This is a genomic window from Micromonospora marincola, assembly GCF_056150385.1.
Map to the genome: position 1 here is coordinate 13,600 of NZ_JAXCFT010000031.1, position 16,460 is coordinate 30,059.

A 16,460-nucleotide genomic window follows, 5' to 3' on the forward strand; every position below is an offset into this window, starting at 1 on the left:
ATCGAGGAACCACCAGTCCGGGCACCCCCGCCCCGGCGGAGCGGGCGGTCCGCGCGAAACGCGACGGAGCGCGGGAACCCCGAGGGGTTCCCGCGCTCCGGCAGACCTGGCGCGCTCAGCCCGCGGCGGCGGGCTGCCGCAGACCGCCGACAGGCGTCAGCGGGAGCAGCTTCCGGCCGGTCGGGCCGATCTGGATCTCGGTGTCCATGGACGGGCAGACGCCGCAGTCGAAGCAGGGCGTCCAGCGGCAGTCGTCCTGCTCGTACTCCGACAGCGAGTCCTGCCAGTCCTGCCAGAGCCAGTCCTTGTCCAGGCCGGAGTCGAGGTGGTCCCAGGGCAGGACCTCCAGCTCCGTACGCTCGCGGGTGGTGTACCAGTCGAGGTCGACGCCGAACGTCGGCAGCACCTCGGCCGCGGCGTCCACCCAGCGCTGGTAGGAGAAGTGCTCGCTCCAGCCGTCGAACCGGCCGCCGTTCTCCCAGACCCGGCGGATCACCGCGCCGACCCGGCGGTCGCCCCGGGACAGCAGGCCCTCGATCAGCGACGGCTCGCCGTCGTGATAGCGGAAACCGATCGCCCGACCCAGCGAGCGGTCGCTGTTGATCGCCTGCTTGAGCAGCTTGAGCCGGCCGTCGATGACCTCCGGACGCGCCATCGGGGCCCACTGGAACGGGGTGTGCGGCTTCGGCACGAAACCACCGATGGAGACCGTGCAGCGGATGTCCTTGGAGCCGGTCGCCGCGCGCCCGGCGCGGATCACCTCGTGCGCCATGTCGGCGATCTCGAGGACGTCGTCGTCGGTCTCGGTGGGCAGGCCGCACATGAAGTAGAGCTTCACCTGCCGCCAACCGTTGGTGTAGGCCGTGACCACGGTGCGGATCAGGTCTTCCTTCGACACCATCTTGTTGATGACCTTGCGGATCCGCTCCGACCCGCCCTCCGGGGCGAAGGTCAGGCCGGTCCGCCGCCCGTTGCGGGACAACTCCTGCGCGAGGTCGATGTTGAACGCGTCCACCCGGGTCGACGGCAGCGAGAGCGAGACGTTCGTGCCCTCGTACTGCTCGGCCAGGCCGGAGCACATGTCGCCGATCTCGGAGTGGTCCGCCGACGACAGCGACAGCAGGCCCACCTCGTGGAAGCCGGAGAACTCCAGCCCCTGCTGCACCATCTGGCCGACAGTCGTGATCGAACGCTCCCGCACCGGCCGGGTGATCATGCCGGCCTGGCAGAACCGGCAGCCCCGGGTGCAGCCCCGGAAGATCTCCACCGCATACCGCTCGTGGACCGTCTCGGCGAGCGGGACCAGGGGCTTCTTCGGGTACGGCCAGGCGTCGAGGTCCATCGTCGTGCGCTTGTGCACCCGGAACGGCACGTCGGGGCGGTTCGGCACGACCCGCTGGATCCGCCCGTCGGGCAGGTAGTCGACGTCGTAAAAGCGCGGCACGTAGACGCTCTCGGTGCGGGCCAGCCGCAGCAGCAGCTCGTCCCGGCCGCCCGGCGCGCCCTCGGCCTTCCACTCCCGGACGATCGCGGTGATCTCCAGCACCGCCTCCTCGCCGTCGCCGAGCACCGCGGCGTCGACGAAGTCGGCGATCGGCTCCGGGTTGAACGCGGCGTGTCCGCCGGCCACGATCACCGGGTCGGCGGCGGTGCGGTCGGCGGCGAGCAGCGGGATGCCGGCCAGGTCGATCGCGGCGAGCAGGTTGGTGTAGCCCAGCTCGGTGGAGAACGAGACGCCGAACACGTCGAAGTCACGCACCGGGCGGTGCGCGTCGACGGTGAACTGCGGCACGCCGTGGGCGCGCATCAGCCCCTCCAGGTCCGGCCATACCGCGTAGGTGCGCTCGGCGAGCACGTCGGGCAGCTCGTTGAGCACCTCGTAGAGGATCTGGACGCCCTGGTTGGGCAGGCCCACCTCGTACGCGTCCGGATACATCAGCGCCCACCGGACGGTCGCCGCGTCCCAGTCCTTGACCACCGCGCCCAGTTCGCCACCCACGTACTGGATGGGTTTGGTCACCTGCGGCAGCAACGGCTCCAGCCGGGGCCACACCGAGTTGGTGGCGGGGGGACGTGGGGTCGTGGACGGGGCACTCATGATGCCCAAGGGTACGCGGTGTCCCGTCCCCGCATCCCCCACCGGCACCCTTCCCGCGGCGCCCGTCCGGGTGATCAAGGAGTTGGCGCGCCCGGCCGCGCTCCCGCCGACCCGAACTCCTTGATCATCGGTCCACGATTCGTGGCCGGTGGCGGGGCGGTACTAACCTCGCAACGGGCGCGAGAGGAGATTGCCGCGATGCCGCAGCCGCAGCCGGGGGCGGGCCGGCCGGCCGACGGGGCTGAGGAGCCGTCCGTCACCGGGCCGCCGACCGCCGTACCGACACCGGCCGACGCCGAGGACACCACCGAGCCGTCGGCACCGGACGCGCTGTCCGCACCGGACGCGCCGCCCGCACCCGACGCGCCGTCGGCACCCGACGCGCCGCCCGCACCCGACGCGCCGCCCGCACCCGACGCGCCGCCCGCACCCGACCCGGCGACGGACGACGCCGACGAGCCCGAGCAGGCGGGGACGGTCGAGCCGGTGGCGACCGGCGACCCCGGAACCGACCCCGCCGCCCCGGCCGGTCGGGCCCGTGGCTCCGCAAGCGTGCCCGGCCTCGTCGCACCGGCCCCGCCCGCCGTCGACCCCACCCGGATCGAGGACGGACCACCGCCCACCCGTGTGGAGCCGCAGGTGCCCCGGTGGAGCGGCTCCGCCCCGGTCCCGCCCCCGCCGGCGCGCCGCCGCGGCTGGGGCGAGTCCGCCGAGCCCACGCCGGTGCCGCCAATCGACTCGCCCGAGCACGCCACCCCGGTCGACCCGTGGGCCGGGGTGGACACCACCGGGTGGAACCTTCCCTCCGCCGAGCTGCCGGCGCTGCCGGCCACGACGCCGTTCACCGCGCCCTGGCCGGTGTCGGCCCACCCGGCGTCGCATCCCGCCCACCCGGTGTCACCGCCGCCGCACACCCCGCCGTACCCGGGTCCGCATCCCGCCCACCCGGCGCCGCCCGCACACACCCCGCCGTACCCGGGTCCGCCGGTCGCCCGGCCGGTGTCACCGCCCGCGCACGTTCCGCCGCCGGCCCCGGTCGTCCCGGCCCGACCGCCCCAGCAGGCCCGGCCGCCGAAGCAGCGCCGGGGGAAGACCGCGCCGCCGGCCGCGCCGCCGCCCGGGTGGCAGGCCCCCCGGGGGTACGTGCCGGTGCCGGTACGCCGACGGCGCCGCTGGCCCTGGGTGCTGCTGCTGACCGTGGCGTGCTGCTGCGGCGTCCCGCTGTGGTGGGTCCAGCCGCTGTCCAGCCAGTATCCGGCCAGCGCCAGCCTCCCCGACCAGATCGACTCGATGCGGCTGCGCCAGGACGAACGCAGCCAGGCCGACGCCGAGAAGCTGAAGGGTCAGGTACGCCAGGCGCACCTGCTCGCCGAGGACACGTTCGCCGGCATCTACGCCACGAACGACGGCAAGCGGGTCACGCTCTTCGGCAGCACCGGCCTGCGGTTCAGCCCGGAGTCCGACGCCGAGGCCGAGCTGAAGCGCCTCGCCGGCGACTACGAGCTGCAACCCTCGGTGACCGTGGACACCGGTGTCCGGGGCCGGTACGAGCGCTGTGCGGTCGGCCGGGCGGACGGCGACACGGTGGTGGTGTGCACCTCGGTCGACCACGGCAGCCTGACCACCGGTGTGTTCACCCGGCTGTCCGTGGACGACAGTGGCCGGCTGCTGAACGACCTACGCCAGCAGGTGGTGGTCCCGAAGCAGTCCTGAGCGGGCGGGTCAGGCCGGCGGCTGCTCGGCGCGCTTCGGGGCGTAGCGCGGCACGTACTCCTGGCCGGTGAGCTTCTGGATCTCGGCCATCAGCTCGTCGGTCATGGCCCGCAGCGACGCCCGGTCGTCGGGCCGGCCGGTGAAGTCGATCGGCTTGCCGAACTTGATGGTGATCTTGGCGCGGCCCGGGCGGGGCACCCGGGTCCCGATCGGCTGGGCCTTGTCGGTGCCGGTCACGCCGACCGGGATGATCGGCACCCCGGCGGCCACCGCCAGCCGGGTCGCGCCGGTGCGACCGCGGTAGAGCCGGCCGTCCGGGGAGCGGGTGCCCTCCGGGTAGACGGCGACCAGGTCACCGGCCTGGAGCACCGGGATCGCGGCGTCGAACGCGGAGAGCGCCGCCCGCCCGCCGCCCCGCTCGACCGGGATCGCGCCCAGCCCGGTGAGGACGAACTTGGAGAAGCCGCCCTTGAGCCCGGTGCCGCTGAAGTATTCCGACTTGGCCCAGAACGCGAGGTGCCGGGGGACCACGGTGCCGAGCAGCAGCTCGTCGGCGACGGAGAGGTGGTTGCCCGCGAAGATCGCGCCGCCGGTCGCCGGAATGTGCTCCAACCCCTCCGCGTGCGGCCGGAAGGCCAACCGGAGCGCGGGCGCCACGGTGAGCTTGCCGATGGTGTAGAGCAGGGGCACGGGTCCTCCGGCGGTCGTACGCGAAACAGGCGCTGTCACGGTAGCCGACGCCGTCACCCCCGGCCGAGCGGGTGGCCCGCAGTCCACCCGCTCGGTGCGCCGAGGTTAAGCGGGGCCCCTTCCTATACCGAATGCGTTAACAAGGGCCCCCGCCTTACACCCGGCGGACGGTGACCACCACGCGCTCGCCGTCGCCGACCTCCCCGGCGAAGCCGGCGAGATCGGCGACGCCCCCGACGAAGTCGACGCTCTCCGCCAGCACCTCCCGCGCCACGAAGTCGCGGAACGCGGCCACCGCCGCGCGCACCTGCTCGGAGGCCGAGACCGTCACCGTGATCCGGTCGGAGATGCCCAGGTCGGCGTCGCGGCGGGCCTGCTGGACCACCCGGACCACGTCCCGGGCCAGCCCCTCGGCGGTCAGTTCCGGCGTGACCTCGGTGTCAAGCACCACCACGCCCGCACCACCTGGCAGCGGGGCGGAGTGCTCCGCGTCGGCGGCGACCAGCCGCAGCTCGTACTCGCCCTCGGCCAGGGTGACCCCGGCGGCGACCGGGGCGCCGTCACGCAGCTCCCACTCCCCCGCCTTGACCGCCCTGATCACCTGCTGGACTACCTTGCCGACGCGCGGGCCGAGCGCCCGCGGCACCACTGTCAACACCTGCTGGCTGTACGCGGACACGTCGTCGGTGAGCACGACCTCCTTCACGTTGACCTCGTCGGCGACCAGGTCGGCGAAGGGCCGGAGCTGGTCGACGACAGGCGACGCCACGGTCAGCTTCGCCAGCGGCAGCCGGACCCGCAGGCCCTTCGCCTTGCGCAGCGACAGCGCGGCCGAGGCGACCGCCCGGACGTTGTCCATCGCGGAGACCAGCTCGTGGTCGGCCGGGAACTCCTCGGCGGCCGGCCAGTCGGTCAGGTGCACCGACCGCTCGCCGGTCAGCCCGCGCCAGATCTCCTCGGCGGTCAGCGGCGCCAGCGGCGCCACCACCCGGCAGAGCGTCTCCAGCACGGTCCAGAGCGTGTCGAACGCGTCCGCGTCACCGGCCCAGAACCGGTCCCGGGAGCGGCGCACGTACCAGTTGGTGAGCGCGTCCAGGTAGGACCGGACGGTCGCGCACGCGCCGGAGATGTCGTAGGCGTCCATCTGCGCGCCGACGGTCGCCACCAGCTCGTTCGTCTTCGCCAGCACGTACCTGTCGAGCACGTTCGTCGAGTCGGTGCGACGCCGCGCCAGGTGGTCGTCCGCGTTGGCGTAGAGCGTGAAGAAGTACCAGACGTTCCACAGCGGCAGCAGCACCTGGCGCACCGCGTCCCGGATCAGCGTCTCGGTGACCGCCATGTCCCCGCCGCGCAGCACCGGCGAGGACATCAGCATCCACCGCATCGCGTCCGACCCGTAGGAGTCGAAGGCGTGGTAGACGTCCGGGTAGTTGCGCAGGCTCTTGGACATCTTGCGCCCGTCGGCGCCGAGCAGGATGCCGTGGCTCAGGCAGTTGCGGAACGCCGGCCTGTCGAACAGCGCGGTGGCGAGCACGTGCATGGTGTAGAACCAGCCGCGGGTCTGCCCGATGTACTCGACGATGAAGTCACCCGGGTAGTGGTGCTCGAACCAGTCCGCGTTCTCGAACGGGTAGTGCACCTGGGCGAACGGCATCGAGCCGGACTCGAACCAGCAGTCCAGCACCTCCGGCACCCGGCGCATCATGGACCTGCCCGTCGGGTCGTCCGGGTTGGGGCGGACCAGGTCGTCCACCGCCGGCCGGTGCAGGTCGGTCAGGCGTACGCCGAAGTCGCGCTCGATGTCGTCGAGCGAGCCGTACACGTCGACGCGCGGGTGGTTCGGGTCGTCCGAGCGCCACACCGGGATCGGCGAGCCCCAGAACCGGTTCCGGCTGATCGACCAGTCCCGGGCGTTGGCGAGCCACTTGCCGAACGAGCCGTCCCTGATGTGCCCAGGCGTCCAGTTGATCTGCTGGTTCAGCTCGACCATCCGGTCCCGGAACGTGGTCACCGCGACGAACCACGACGACACCGCCTTGTAGACGAGCGGGGTGTCGCAGCGCCAGCAGTGCGGGTACGGGTGGGTGTGGACGTCCTGCCGCAGCACCACCCCCCGCTCCTTCAGCTCCCGGATCACCGGCTTGTTCACGTCGAAAACCTGCTCGCCCCGGTACGGCGGGACGAGCGCGGTGAACCGGGTGTGGTCGTCCACCGTGACCACTGTCGGGATGCCTGCGGCGGTGCAGGTGTTCTGGTCGTCCTCGCCGAACGCGGGCGCCAGGTGGACGATCCCGGTGCCGTCCTCGGTGGTGACGAACTCCGCGCCGAGCACCTGGTAGGCGTTCGGCCCGGCCGGCTCGACCAGGAAGTCGTAGAGCGGGGTGTAGCGGCGTCCGACCAGGTCCCGGCCGGGCACGGTGCCGACCCGTTCGTACCCCTCAAGCTCCTTGGCGTACGCGCCGAGGCGGGCGGCGCCGACCACGTACCGCGCACCGTCGCGTTCCAGCACCGCGTACTCGATGTCCGGGCCGACGGCGAGCGCCAGGTTCGACGGCAGCGTCCACGGCGTGGTGGTCCAGACGCCCAGCTTGACCGGCCCACGCAGCGGCTCGGGCGCGGACTCGTCGGCGGTCAGCTCGAACCACACGGTAAGCGTCGGGTCGTGCCGGTCCCGGTAGACGTCGTCCATCCGGGTCTCGGTGTTCGACAGCGGGGTCTCGCACCGCCAGCAGTACGCGAGCACCCGGAAGCCCTCGTAGACCAGACCCTTGTCGTACAGGGCTCGGAAGGCCCACATGACGCTTTCCATGTAGTCCAGGTCGAGCGTCTTGTAGTCGTCGGCGAAGTCCGCCCAGCGGCCCTGCCGGGTGACGTACCGCTCCCAGTCCTGGGTGAACTCCAGCACGCTGGACCGGCAGGCGTCGTTGAACCGGGCCACGCCCAGGTCGAGGATCTCCGCCTTGGTGGTGATGCCGAGCTGCTTCTCGGCCACCACCTCGGCCGGCAGCCCGTGGCAGTCCCAGCCGAACCGGCGCTCCACGTGCCGCCCGCGCATGGTCTGGTAGCGCGGCACCACGTCCTTCACGTACCCGGTGAAGAGGTGGCCGTAGTGCGGCAGGCCGTTGGCGAACGGCGGGCCGTCGTAGAAGACGTACTCGTTCGTCCCGTTCTCGCCGGCCGGCCGGGCCGCGACGCTTGCCTCGAAGGTCCTGTCGGTGCTCCAGTGCTCAAGCACCCGGCGCTCGACCGCGGGCAGGTCCGGGCCAGCCGGGACGCCGGCGCGACTCGGGTCGTGCAACGGATAGGCCATCACGCCGACCCTACCCGCCCCGCACCCCCCTCCACCTGCGAGTAAGGAGGGCTGTCCGGACCTCACCATGACCACCGTCACACCGCCGGATCGTCACACCGGCCGGGCCGGAATCCGTCGTGGCCACGTACGGACGACACGAGGGAGGCAGCAATGAGCCGGATCAACATGGCGGCGGTGGCGCCGGAGGCGTACGCGGCGGTGCGCGGGCTGGAGACGTACATCCGGGGGAACGTGGACCACACCGTGCTGAAGCTGGTGAAGGTGCGGGCGTCGATGCTCAACGGCTGCGCGTTCTGCGTGGACATGCACACCCGGGAGGCGCTTGCCAACGGGGAGGACAGCCGGCGGCTCTTCGTCCTGTCCGCCTGGCGGGAGGCCCTGTCGTTCTTCGACGAGCGGGAGCGGACCGCGCTGGACCTGACCGACGCGGTCACCCGGCTCGGCGAGCACGGCGTGCCGGACGAGGTGTGGGACGCCGCCGCGAAGGTCTGGTCGGAGCGGGAGCTGGCCGACCTCGTCATCGCGATCGCCACAATCAACGTGTGGAACCGGATCGTGATCAGCAGCCGGACCCAGCCGCCGCGCGAGGTGTGACCGCGATCGGCGCGACGGAGGCGGCCGGTGCGCTCACCGCGCACCGGCCGATGCTGCTCGGGTTGGCGTACCGGCTGCTGGGCAGCCTGCACGACGCCGAGGACGTGCTCCAGGAGGCGTACCTGCGCTGGCTCGACGTCGACCGGGACACGGTCGCCGAGCCGCGCCGGTACCTGTCCCGGGTGGTGACCCGGCTGGCGCTGGACCGGCTCCGCGCCCGCCAGGCCGCTCGGGAGACGTACGTCGGCCCGTGGCTGCCCGAACCGGTCCGCACCGACCCGTCGCCGTTCGGGCCGCTGGAGACCGTCGAGCTGCGGGAGACGGTCTCCACCGCCCTGCTGCACCTGCTGGAGCGGCTCACCCCGCCGGAGCGGGCGGTTTACGTGCTGCACACCGCGTTCGCCATGCCGTACGCGGAGATCGGCGACATCCTGGACCGGTCGGCGGCGGACTGCCGCCAGTTGCACCACCGCGCGGCGGCCCGGCTCGCCGAGGAACGGCGGCGCTTCACCGCGGGCCCGGCCGAGCAGCGGCGGCTGCTCGACGCGTTCCTCGCCGCCGCCCGCGACGGCGACCTGGCCCGGCTCACCGACCTGGTCGCGGCCGACGCCACCGCCTGGTCCGACGGCGGCGGACGGATCCGCGCGGCCCGCAACCCGGTGTACGGCGCGGACCGGATCGCCCGTTTCTTCGCCGGCGTGTACGGCCGCCGCCGCCCCGGGGTGCGGGCCACGCCGGTGGAGCTCAACGGTGCGCCGGCGCTGCTGCTGAGCTGGCCGAGCGGTGTCCGCTACGCCCTCGGTGTCGCCGCCGCCGGTGGCCGGATCACCGGCATCTACCTGGTCGGAAACCCCGACAAGCTGACCCGGGTCGGCGGCTGAGGGAGGACGTCAGCCCAGCTCGGGGAACCAGAGGGCGATCTCGCGCTTGGCGCTGTCCACCGAGTCGGAGGCGTGCACCAGGTTCTCCCGGTTCGACAGGGACAGGTCGCCGCGGATGGTGCCGGCGGCGGCCTTACGGCCGTCGGTGCTGCCGATCATCCCGCGGACCACCTCGATCACCTGGTCGCCGGAGAGCACGAGCGCCACCAGCGGGCCGCCGGTCATGAACGTCTTCAGCGGCGGGTAGAACGGCTTGTCGACGTGCTCGGCGTAGTGCTGGTCGGCGAAGTCGCCGTCCATGGTCCGGTTCACCAACGCGTCGATCCGCAGGCCCTTGCGCTCGAAACGGGACAGGATCTCGCCCACCAGACCACGGCGCACCGCGTCGGGCTTGATCAGTACGAGCGTCCGCTCGTCCGGGCTGCTGCTGGACACGCTGTTGCCTCCTGTGCGCTCAAACCGGTTCGGGCTGGGTACGGTCAGCGTAGCGACCCGGTCCCGGCGCCGACGCGGCGGCTGCATCTTCCCTGGCCCGCCGCGGCGGCCTAGCCTGGCCCTGGAACCCCTGGGAGGTCCACTGTGGCGAATGGCGGGAACCGCACCATCGCGCCGGTACGCAAACTGATCGGCGCGGTGCTGGGCACCGTGGCCACCTTCGTGACGCTGTTCGGGCTCGGCATGACCAGTTGGGCGATCGTGGCGCTCGGCGTCGCGTTGCTCGTGCTGGCGGTCGCCCTGGCCATGGTGCGCGGGGGCGGGCGAACGTGGGTGGTCGGCCTGGGGCACGTGCACAGCGCCTCCGAACCACCGAGCCAGTACGCGTTCGGCCGCTGCGAGCTGCAACTGGTGATCGACGCCCCGGGGCTGCCGCCCCGCTCCAAGAAGATCATCGAGCCTCGGGTGCCGGTCGCCAAGTGGCCCTCGCTCGGCCAGGCGCTGCCCGTCCGGGTGGCCCTCGACGACCAGCGCCACGTCCGGGTGCTCTGGGACGAGGTGCCCACCCACGCGGAGTCCGCCGGCGCCGCCGCCGACCTGCCACCCGAGTACGCCGACGCGGACCCGCTCGACGAGACGCTCATCGGGCAGGAGGCGCCGCCGTGGGCCGGTCGCGCCGCGGAGGACGACTTCCGCGACGACTACCCGCCCGCGCCGGACCCGCTGCCGGCCGACGTCCCGCCCCGGCCCGAGGAGCGCGAGCCGGTGGTGATGCGCCAGCACCGCCCCGGCGGCCCGGTCGTGCTGGAGGGGCAACTGGTCGAGCCGACCCCCGTCGGCCCGCTGCCCCGACGCGCGCCGGCGCCACGTCCGCCGGCCGAGGAGCAGGCCCCCGACACCGTGCCGGTGGAGTCGATCGACGTGCCGCTCGACGCGCCGGAGCCGGACGCGCCGCCCACCCCGCAGGAACTGGACGAGGCGATCTTCGGCCCGACCGGCGCCGCCGAGCCGGACGAGCTGGCCAGCCCGATCAGCGGCGTCGGCATCACCCTGCTCGTCACCGACCTGGACCGGTCCCTCGACTTCTACCGGGAGTTGGGCTTCGACGAGTTGGACCGGGGCGAGGGCAACGCCGTGCTCGGCTCCGGGCCGACCCGGCTGGTGCTGCGCCGGGTGACCGGGGCCGCCCCGATCAGCCGCCGGCTTGTGCACGTCAACCTGGAGGTCGACGACATCCAGGCGGCGTACGAGCGGCTGCGCGAGGGCGGGGTGCGCTTCACGTACGCTCCGCGGGTGGTCAACCGGGGCACCAAGCTGGAGGTGTGGGCCGCCGCCTTCCGCGACCCCGACGGGCACGGCGTCGCGCTCACCCAGTGGCGCTCCCTCGCCGACGCCTGAGGTGCAAGGCGGGGCCCCTTCTTAACGCCTGCGGTATAGGAAGGGGCCCCGCTTAACAAGAAACGGCGCTCAGCCGAGGATGACCCGCCGCACGTGCCACGCGTACGCCCACACCAGCGCGAAGATCACGCCGAGCACGAGCAGCGACCAGTGCAGCAGCCCGGAGAGCAGCAGCAGGCCCTGCACCACGGTCCCGGCGTGCCAGGCCCAGCCGCGCCGCATCATGCCGGCCAGCACCACGCAGGCCACCGCGAGCCCGACGATCGTCGCGATCGCCGCGCCGCTCAGGTCGCCGCCCACGACCCGGATCGGCTGGATGGCCAGCAGCAGCACCAGCGCCTCCAGCGAGAGTGTGCCGGCGCCCAGGCCGCGTACCGCCTTGTCGGGGTTGCGCAGCCCGGACCGGCGGACGCCGCCCGGCCCCGCCCCACCCGGCTGCTCCGGGCGCTGCTCCGCGCCCGGACCAACCTCGCCGCCCGGACCCGCCTCGCCGCCCGAGCCCGGCTGCGTGTCCGGGCGCGGCTCCGGGCCGGTCACCGCTTGAACAGCCGGCGGGCGTCGGCCACGGTCACCACCGAACCGGTGATCAGCACGCCCACGCCGGCCAGCTCACCCGGCACATCGGACTCGGCCTCGGCCACGGCGGCCTCGATGGCGTCCGGCATCTCCCGGGCCACCTGCACCCGGTCCGGGCCGAAGACCTCCCAGGCCAGCTCGGCCAGCTCGTCGACAGGCATGGCCCGGGGGGAGCTGTTCTCCGTGACCACGACCGTGTCGAGCACCGGTTCGAGCAGTTCGAGCAGGCTCGCGGCGTCCTTGTCGCCGAGCACGGCCAGCACGCCGACGAGCTTGCTGAACGCGAACTCCTCCTGCAACGCGGTGACCGTGGCGGCCATCCCGTGCGGGTTGTGCGCGCCGTCCAGCAGCACCGTGGGGGCGTTGCGCACCCGCTCCAGCCGGCCCGGGGAACTCGTGGCGGCGAAGCCCTCCCGGACCGCCTCGATGTCGAGCTGCCGCCGCGCGCCGGCGCCCAGGAACGCCTCCACCGCGGCAAGCGCCACGGCCGCGTTCTGCGCCTGGTGCGCGCCGTGCAACGGAAGGAAAACCTCCTCGTACACCCCGCCCAGGCCCTGGATGCTCAACACCTGGCCGCCGACGGCGACCGACCGGCGCAGCACCCCGAACTCGGCGCCCTCCCGGGCGACCGTGGCGTTGACCTCGGCGCAGCGTTCCAGGATCGGCCGGGCCGCCTCCTCCTCCTGCGCCGCCGCGATCACGGTGGCGCCGGGGTGGATGATGCCCGCCTTGTGCAGCGCGATGTCCTCGATCGTGTCGCCCAGCCACTCGGTGTGGTCCAGCCCGATCGGGGTGATCACGGCGACGCCGGCCTGGATCACGTTCGTCGCGTCCTCCGCGCCGCCGAGCCCCACCTCCACCACCGCGACGTCGACCGGGGCGTCGGCGAACGTGGCGAACGCCAGCGCCGTGGTCAGGTCGAAGTACGTCAGCGGCTCCGCGGACCGCTGGTCGACGAGCTCGGCCAACGGCGCGATCTCGCGGTACGTCGTCACGAACCGCTCCTCGCTCACCGGCTCACCGTCCAGGCTGATCCGCTCCCGCACGGTCTCCAGGTGCGGGCTGGTGTAGCGACCGGTTTGCAGCCCGAACGCCCGCAACAGCGAGTCGATCATCCGGGCCGTCGAGGTCTTGCCGTTGGTGCCGGTCAGGTGGATCGACGGGTACGCCCGCTGCGGGCTGCCGAGCAGGTCGAGCAGACTCTCGATCTTCTCCAGCTCGAACCGCATCCGGGTGAAGCCGCGCGCGTTGAGCGCGGCCTCCACCTCGGCGAACGCCGCGTGATCGGTACGGTCGCTCATGAGGGCAACGCCTCCAACGCGGCGTCGATCCGGACCAGGTCCGTCTCGGCCACCGCCAGCCGCTCCCGGATCTTCGCGACCACCGGCTCCGGCGCCTTGCCGACGAACGCCGGATTGCCCAGCTTCGCCCGCGCCTGGGTGGCCTCCTTTTCGGCCGCCGCCCGGTCCTTGGTGAGCCGGGCCCGCTCGGCCGCCACGTCGATCGCGCCGCGGGTGTCGAGCGCGACACTCACCTCACCGGGCATCGCCAGCGTCGCGGCGGCCTGGAAGTCGTCGCCGGGCGCGTCGAGCCGGGCCAGCGACCGGACCAGCGGCTCGTGCGCCGCGATGCCCGCGCCGACCAGGCCGTCGAGCCGGGCGGCGACCCGCTGGGTCGGCCGCAGCCCCTGGTCCGAACGGAACCGCCGGATCTCGGTCACCACCCGCTGCAGGGCGGCAACCTCCGCCTCCGCGGCGTCGTCTATTCCGGTACGGTCGGCCACCGGCCACTCCGCCCGCAGCAGCGTCTCCGCGCCGGTGAGCCCGGTCCACAGCTCGTCGGTGACGAACGGGATCACCGGGTGCAGCAGCCGCAGGAGCTGGTCCAGCACGTGACCCAGCACCCGCCGGGTGGCGTCCGCCGCCGGCCCGCCCTCGGCGAGCACCGGCTTGCTCAGCTCGACGTACCAGTCGCAGACGTCGTCCCAGGCGAAGTGGTAGAGCAGGTCACAGACCTTCGCGAACTCGTACGCCTCGAACTGCTCGTCCACCTCCGCGGTGACGTGCGCCAGGCGGGACAGGATCCACCTGTCTACCGTCGACAGGTCACCGGCAGCCGGCAGCGGTCCGTCGGTGTGCGCGCCGTTGAGCAGCGCGAACCGGGTGGCGTTCCAGAGCTTGTTGCAGAAGTTACGGGAGCCCTGGCACCACTCCTCACTTACCGGCACATCCTGGCCCGGGTTGGCGCCCCGGGCCAGCGTGAAGCGGGTGGCGTCGGCGCCGAACCGGTCGATCCAGTCGAGCGGGTCGACCACGTTGCCGAACGACTTCGACATCTTCTTGCCGTGCTCGTCGCGGACCATGCCGTGCAGCGCCACCACGTCGAACGGCTGGACGCCGTCCATCGCGTACAGGCCGAACATCATCATCCGGGCGACCCAGAAGAACAGGATGTCGTAGCCGGTGACCAGGACGCTCGTCGGATAGAACTTCGCCAGGTCCGGCGTCTGCTCCGGCCAGCCGAGGGTGGAGAACGGCCACAGGCCGCTGGAGAACCAGGTGTCAAGCACGTCCTCGTCCTGCCGCCAGCCGTCGCCGGTCGGCGGCGCCTCGTCCGGGCCGACGCAGACGATCTCGCCGGCCGGGCCGTACCAGACCGGGATGCGGTGGCCCCACCACAGCTGGCGGGAGATGCACCAGTCGTGCATGTTGTCGACCCAGGCGAAGTAGCGCTTGGCCAGCTCGGCCGGCTCGATCTTCACCCGGCCGTCGCGCACCGCGTCACCGGCCGCCTTCGCGAGCGGCGCGGTGTTGACGAACCACTGGAGGGACAGCCGCGGCTCGACAGTCGTCCTGCACCGCGAGCAGTGCCCCACCGCGTGCAGGTACGGCCGCTTCTCGGCCACGATCCGGCCCTGCTCGCGCAGCGCCGCCACGATCGCCGGGCGGGCCTCGTACCGGTCCAGGCCCTGGAACGGACCCGGCGCGGTGATGACACCGCGCTCGTCCATCATCGTCAGCGCGGGCAGGTCGTGCCGCTGGCCGATCTCGAAGTCGTTCGGGTCGTGCGCCGGGGTCACCTTGACCATGCCGGTGCCGAAGGCCGGGTCGACGTGCTCGTCCGCGACGATCGGGATCCGCCTGTCGGTGAGCGGGAGCGCCACCTCGGTGCCGATCAGGTGCCGGTAGCGCTCGTCGTCCGGGTGCACCGCGACCGCGGTGTCGCCGAGCATGGTCTCGGCCCGGGTGGTGGCCACCACAACCTCGTCGCCGTAGCGGATCGAGACCAGCTCGCCCTCGTCGTCGGTGTGCTCCACCTCGATGTCGGAGAGCGCGGTCAGGCAACGCGGGCACCAGTTGATGATCCGGTTGGCCCGGTAGATCAGGCCGTCGTCGAAGAGCTTCTTGAACATGGTCTGCACGGCCCGGGAGAGGCCCGCGTCCATGGTGAAGCGCTCCCGGTCCCAGTCGACCGCGTCGCCGAGCCGGCGCATCTGGCCGAGGATCGCGCCGCCGGACTCGGCCTTCCACTGCCATACCCGCTCGACGAACTTCTCCCGGCCGAGGTCGTGCCGGGACAGCCCTTCGCCGGCGAGCTTCCGCTCGACCAGGTTCTGGGTGGCGATGCCGGCGTGGTCCATGCCGGGCAGCCAGAGGGCCTCGCAGCCCTGCATCCGCTTGCGCCGGGTGAGCGCGTCCATGAGCGTGTGCTCGAAGGCGTGGCCCATGTGCAGCGACCCGGTGACGTTGGGCGGCGGGATGACGATGGTGAACGGCGGCTTGTCGCTCTCCGCCGACGCCCGGAAGTGCCCGCCGGCTACCCACTGCTCGTACCGTCGCTGCTCTACCTCGCCGGGCTGGTACTGGCCGGCAAGGGTCGGGGCGTCGGGGCGTCGGGCATCCAGTCTCTCGGTCACCCTGAAAGTCTACGGAGCGCTTTCCGGGACCCGACGTGCGCCACCTGTGATTCGCGTACGGTGGCGGACATGTCCGACGCGCATCTCACCGAGCGTCCGGTCGACGGGGGTAACGGTCCGGTCGAGCTGACCGACGAGCCGATCCGACTGAGCCGCCGCGACCCCGCGCTGGAGCCCGAACGACAGCCCGTGTCCCGGCGCCGGAAGATCGTGCTGGCCGCCGCCCTGGCGGTCGGTCTCGCCGGCGCCGGCGCGCTCGGCCTGGCCGGTTGGCGGATCCTTCAGGAGAAGGACCCGCAGCTCACCCAACCGACCGCCGTGGCCGGGCTCACCCGCGACGACAGCGACCGGGCCCGCAGCACCGCCGAATACCTCCGCGACGGCTTCGCCGCCGACATCGAGCTGGACCGCAGCTTCGGTACGGTCTACACCGACCCGGCGGACGCGAAGCGGTCGGTGCTGCTGTTCGGCGGCACCACTCTGCTCTGGCAGCCGGAGCGGGACCTCGACACGCTCTTCGACCTGATGGCCGACGAGACCGGCAAGGTGGCAGGCGTGCGCGAGGTCGACGCCGGCCGCCTCGGCGGCGTGATGAAGTGCGGAACGACAACCGGCGACGGCGGCGACTTCGCGGTGTGCGGTTGGGCGGATCACGGCAGTGTGGCGATGGGCATGTTCCCCGGTCGCCCGGTCGGTGACGCGGCGGCGCTGTTCCGCGAGATCCGCGAAGGCGTCCAGCGCCGCTGACCGAACGCAGTTCAGGGCCACCCCGGAGGGTGGCCCTGAACTGTGAATGTTTGTCCGGCGGTGTCCTACTCTCCCACACCCTCCCGAGTGCAGTACCAT

General features: G+C 72.6%; 12 protein-coding genes. 5 read left to right on the top strand and 7 right to left on the bottom strand.

Annotated features, from left to right (window positions below):
- Positions 1-115 precede the first annotated feature (115 nt).
- Positions 116-2,098 (bottom strand): TIGR03960 family B12-binding radical SAM protein, encoded by a 1,983-nt coding sequence (locus SM450_RS30505; RefSeq protein ID WP_474623236.1) that lies wholly within the window; start codon positions 2,096-2,098, stop codon positions 116-118.
- Between the two features lie 198 nt (positions 2,099-2,296).
- Here SM450_RS30505 and SM450_RS30510 point away from each other — a divergent pair, with 198 nt between their 5' ends.
- Complete coding sequence (locus SM450_RS30510) at positions 2,297-3,811, top strand: hypothetical protein (protein WP_474623237.1); 1,515 nt, start codon at positions 2,297-2,299, stop codon at positions 3,809-3,811.
- A gap of 9 nt (positions 3,812-3,820) precedes the next feature.
- Here SM450_RS30510 and SM450_RS30515 read toward each other — a convergent pair whose 3' ends face one another.
- Complete coding sequence (locus tag SM450_RS30515) at positions 3,821-4,501, bottom strand: lysophospholipid acyltransferase family protein (protein ID WP_474623238.1); 681 nt, start codon at positions 4,499-4,501, stop codon at positions 3,821-3,823.
- 154 nt (positions 4,502-4,655) lie between these two features.
- Positions 4,656-7,811: an isoleucine--tRNA ligase gene (ileS, locus tag SM450_RS30520; RefSeq protein ID WP_474623239.1), complete on the bottom strand. Its 3,156-nt coding sequence runs from the start codon at positions 7,809-7,811 to the stop codon at positions 4,656-4,658.
- Between the two features lie 153 nt (positions 7,812-7,964).
- On the opposite strand from ileS, the gene SM450_RS30525 reads away from it, so the two are divergent.
- Positions 7,965-8,408: a carboxymuconolactone decarboxylase family protein gene (locus tag SM450_RS30525; protein WP_474623240.1), complete on the top strand. Its 444-nt coding sequence runs from the start codon at positions 7,965-7,967 to the stop codon at positions 8,406-8,408.
- A complete protein-coding gene (locus SM450_RS30530) occupies positions 8,357-9,289 on the top strand; it encodes an RNA polymerase sigma-70 factor (RefSeq protein ID WP_474623241.1) in 933 nt (310 codons plus the stop codon). The genes SM450_RS30525 and SM450_RS30530 overlap by 52 nt, the downstream gene beginning before the upstream one ends.
- A gap of 9 nt (positions 9,290-9,298) precedes the next feature.
- Here the strand turns inward: SM450_RS30530 and ndk are convergent, their stop codons facing one another.
- Positions 9,299-9,724, bottom strand: coding sequence for a nucleoside-diphosphate kinase (gene ndk, locus SM450_RS30535; protein ID WP_474623242.1), 426 nt, complete (start codon positions 9,722-9,724; stop codon positions 9,299-9,301).
- Positions 9,725-9,868: 144 nt separating this feature from the next.
- On the opposite strand from ndk, the gene SM450_RS30540 reads away from it, so the two are divergent.
- Positions 9,869-11,122, top strand: a complete 1,254-nt coding sequence (locus tag SM450_RS30540) for a VOC family protein (RefSeq protein WP_474623243.1) — start codon at positions 9,869-9,871, stop codon at positions 11,120-11,122.
- 69 nt (positions 11,123-11,191) lie between these two features.
- Here the strand turns inward: SM450_RS30540 and SM450_RS30545 are convergent, their stop codons facing one another.
- Genes SM450_RS30545 through SM450_RS30555 form a run of 3 tightly spaced genes read right to left on the bottom strand, consistent with a single transcriptional unit; the run spans position 11,192 to position 15,614 of the window.
- On the bottom strand, positions 11,192-11,659 hold the full coding sequence (locus tag SM450_RS30545) for a DUF4233 domain-containing protein (RefSeq protein ID WP_474623244.1): 468 nt from the start codon (positions 11,657-11,659) through the stop codon (positions 11,192-11,194).
- Positions 11,656-12,999, bottom strand: a complete 1,344-nt coding sequence (locus tag SM450_RS30550) for a bifunctional folylpolyglutamate synthase/dihydrofolate synthase (protein WP_474623245.1) — start codon at positions 12,997-12,999, stop codon at positions 11,656-11,658. Before SM450_RS30550 ends, SM450_RS30545 begins: the two co-directional genes overlap by 4 nt.
- The gene (locus SM450_RS30555; protein ID WP_474623246.1) at positions 12,996-15,614 is read right to left on the bottom strand and encodes a valine--tRNA ligase; all 2,619 of its coding nucleotides are present in this window, start codon (positions 15,612-15,614) and stop codon (positions 12,996-12,998) included. The genes SM450_RS30550 and SM450_RS30555 overlap by 4 nt, the downstream gene beginning before the upstream one ends.
- A gap of 69 nt (positions 15,615-15,683) precedes the next feature.
- On the opposite strand from SM450_RS30555, the gene SM450_RS30560 reads away from it, so the two are divergent.
- Positions 15,684-16,361, top strand: coding sequence for a hypothetical protein (locus SM450_RS30560; RefSeq protein ID WP_474623247.1), 678 nt, complete (start codon positions 15,684-15,686; stop codon positions 16,359-16,361).
- The last annotated feature ends 99 nt before the right edge of the window (positions 16,362-16,460 follow it).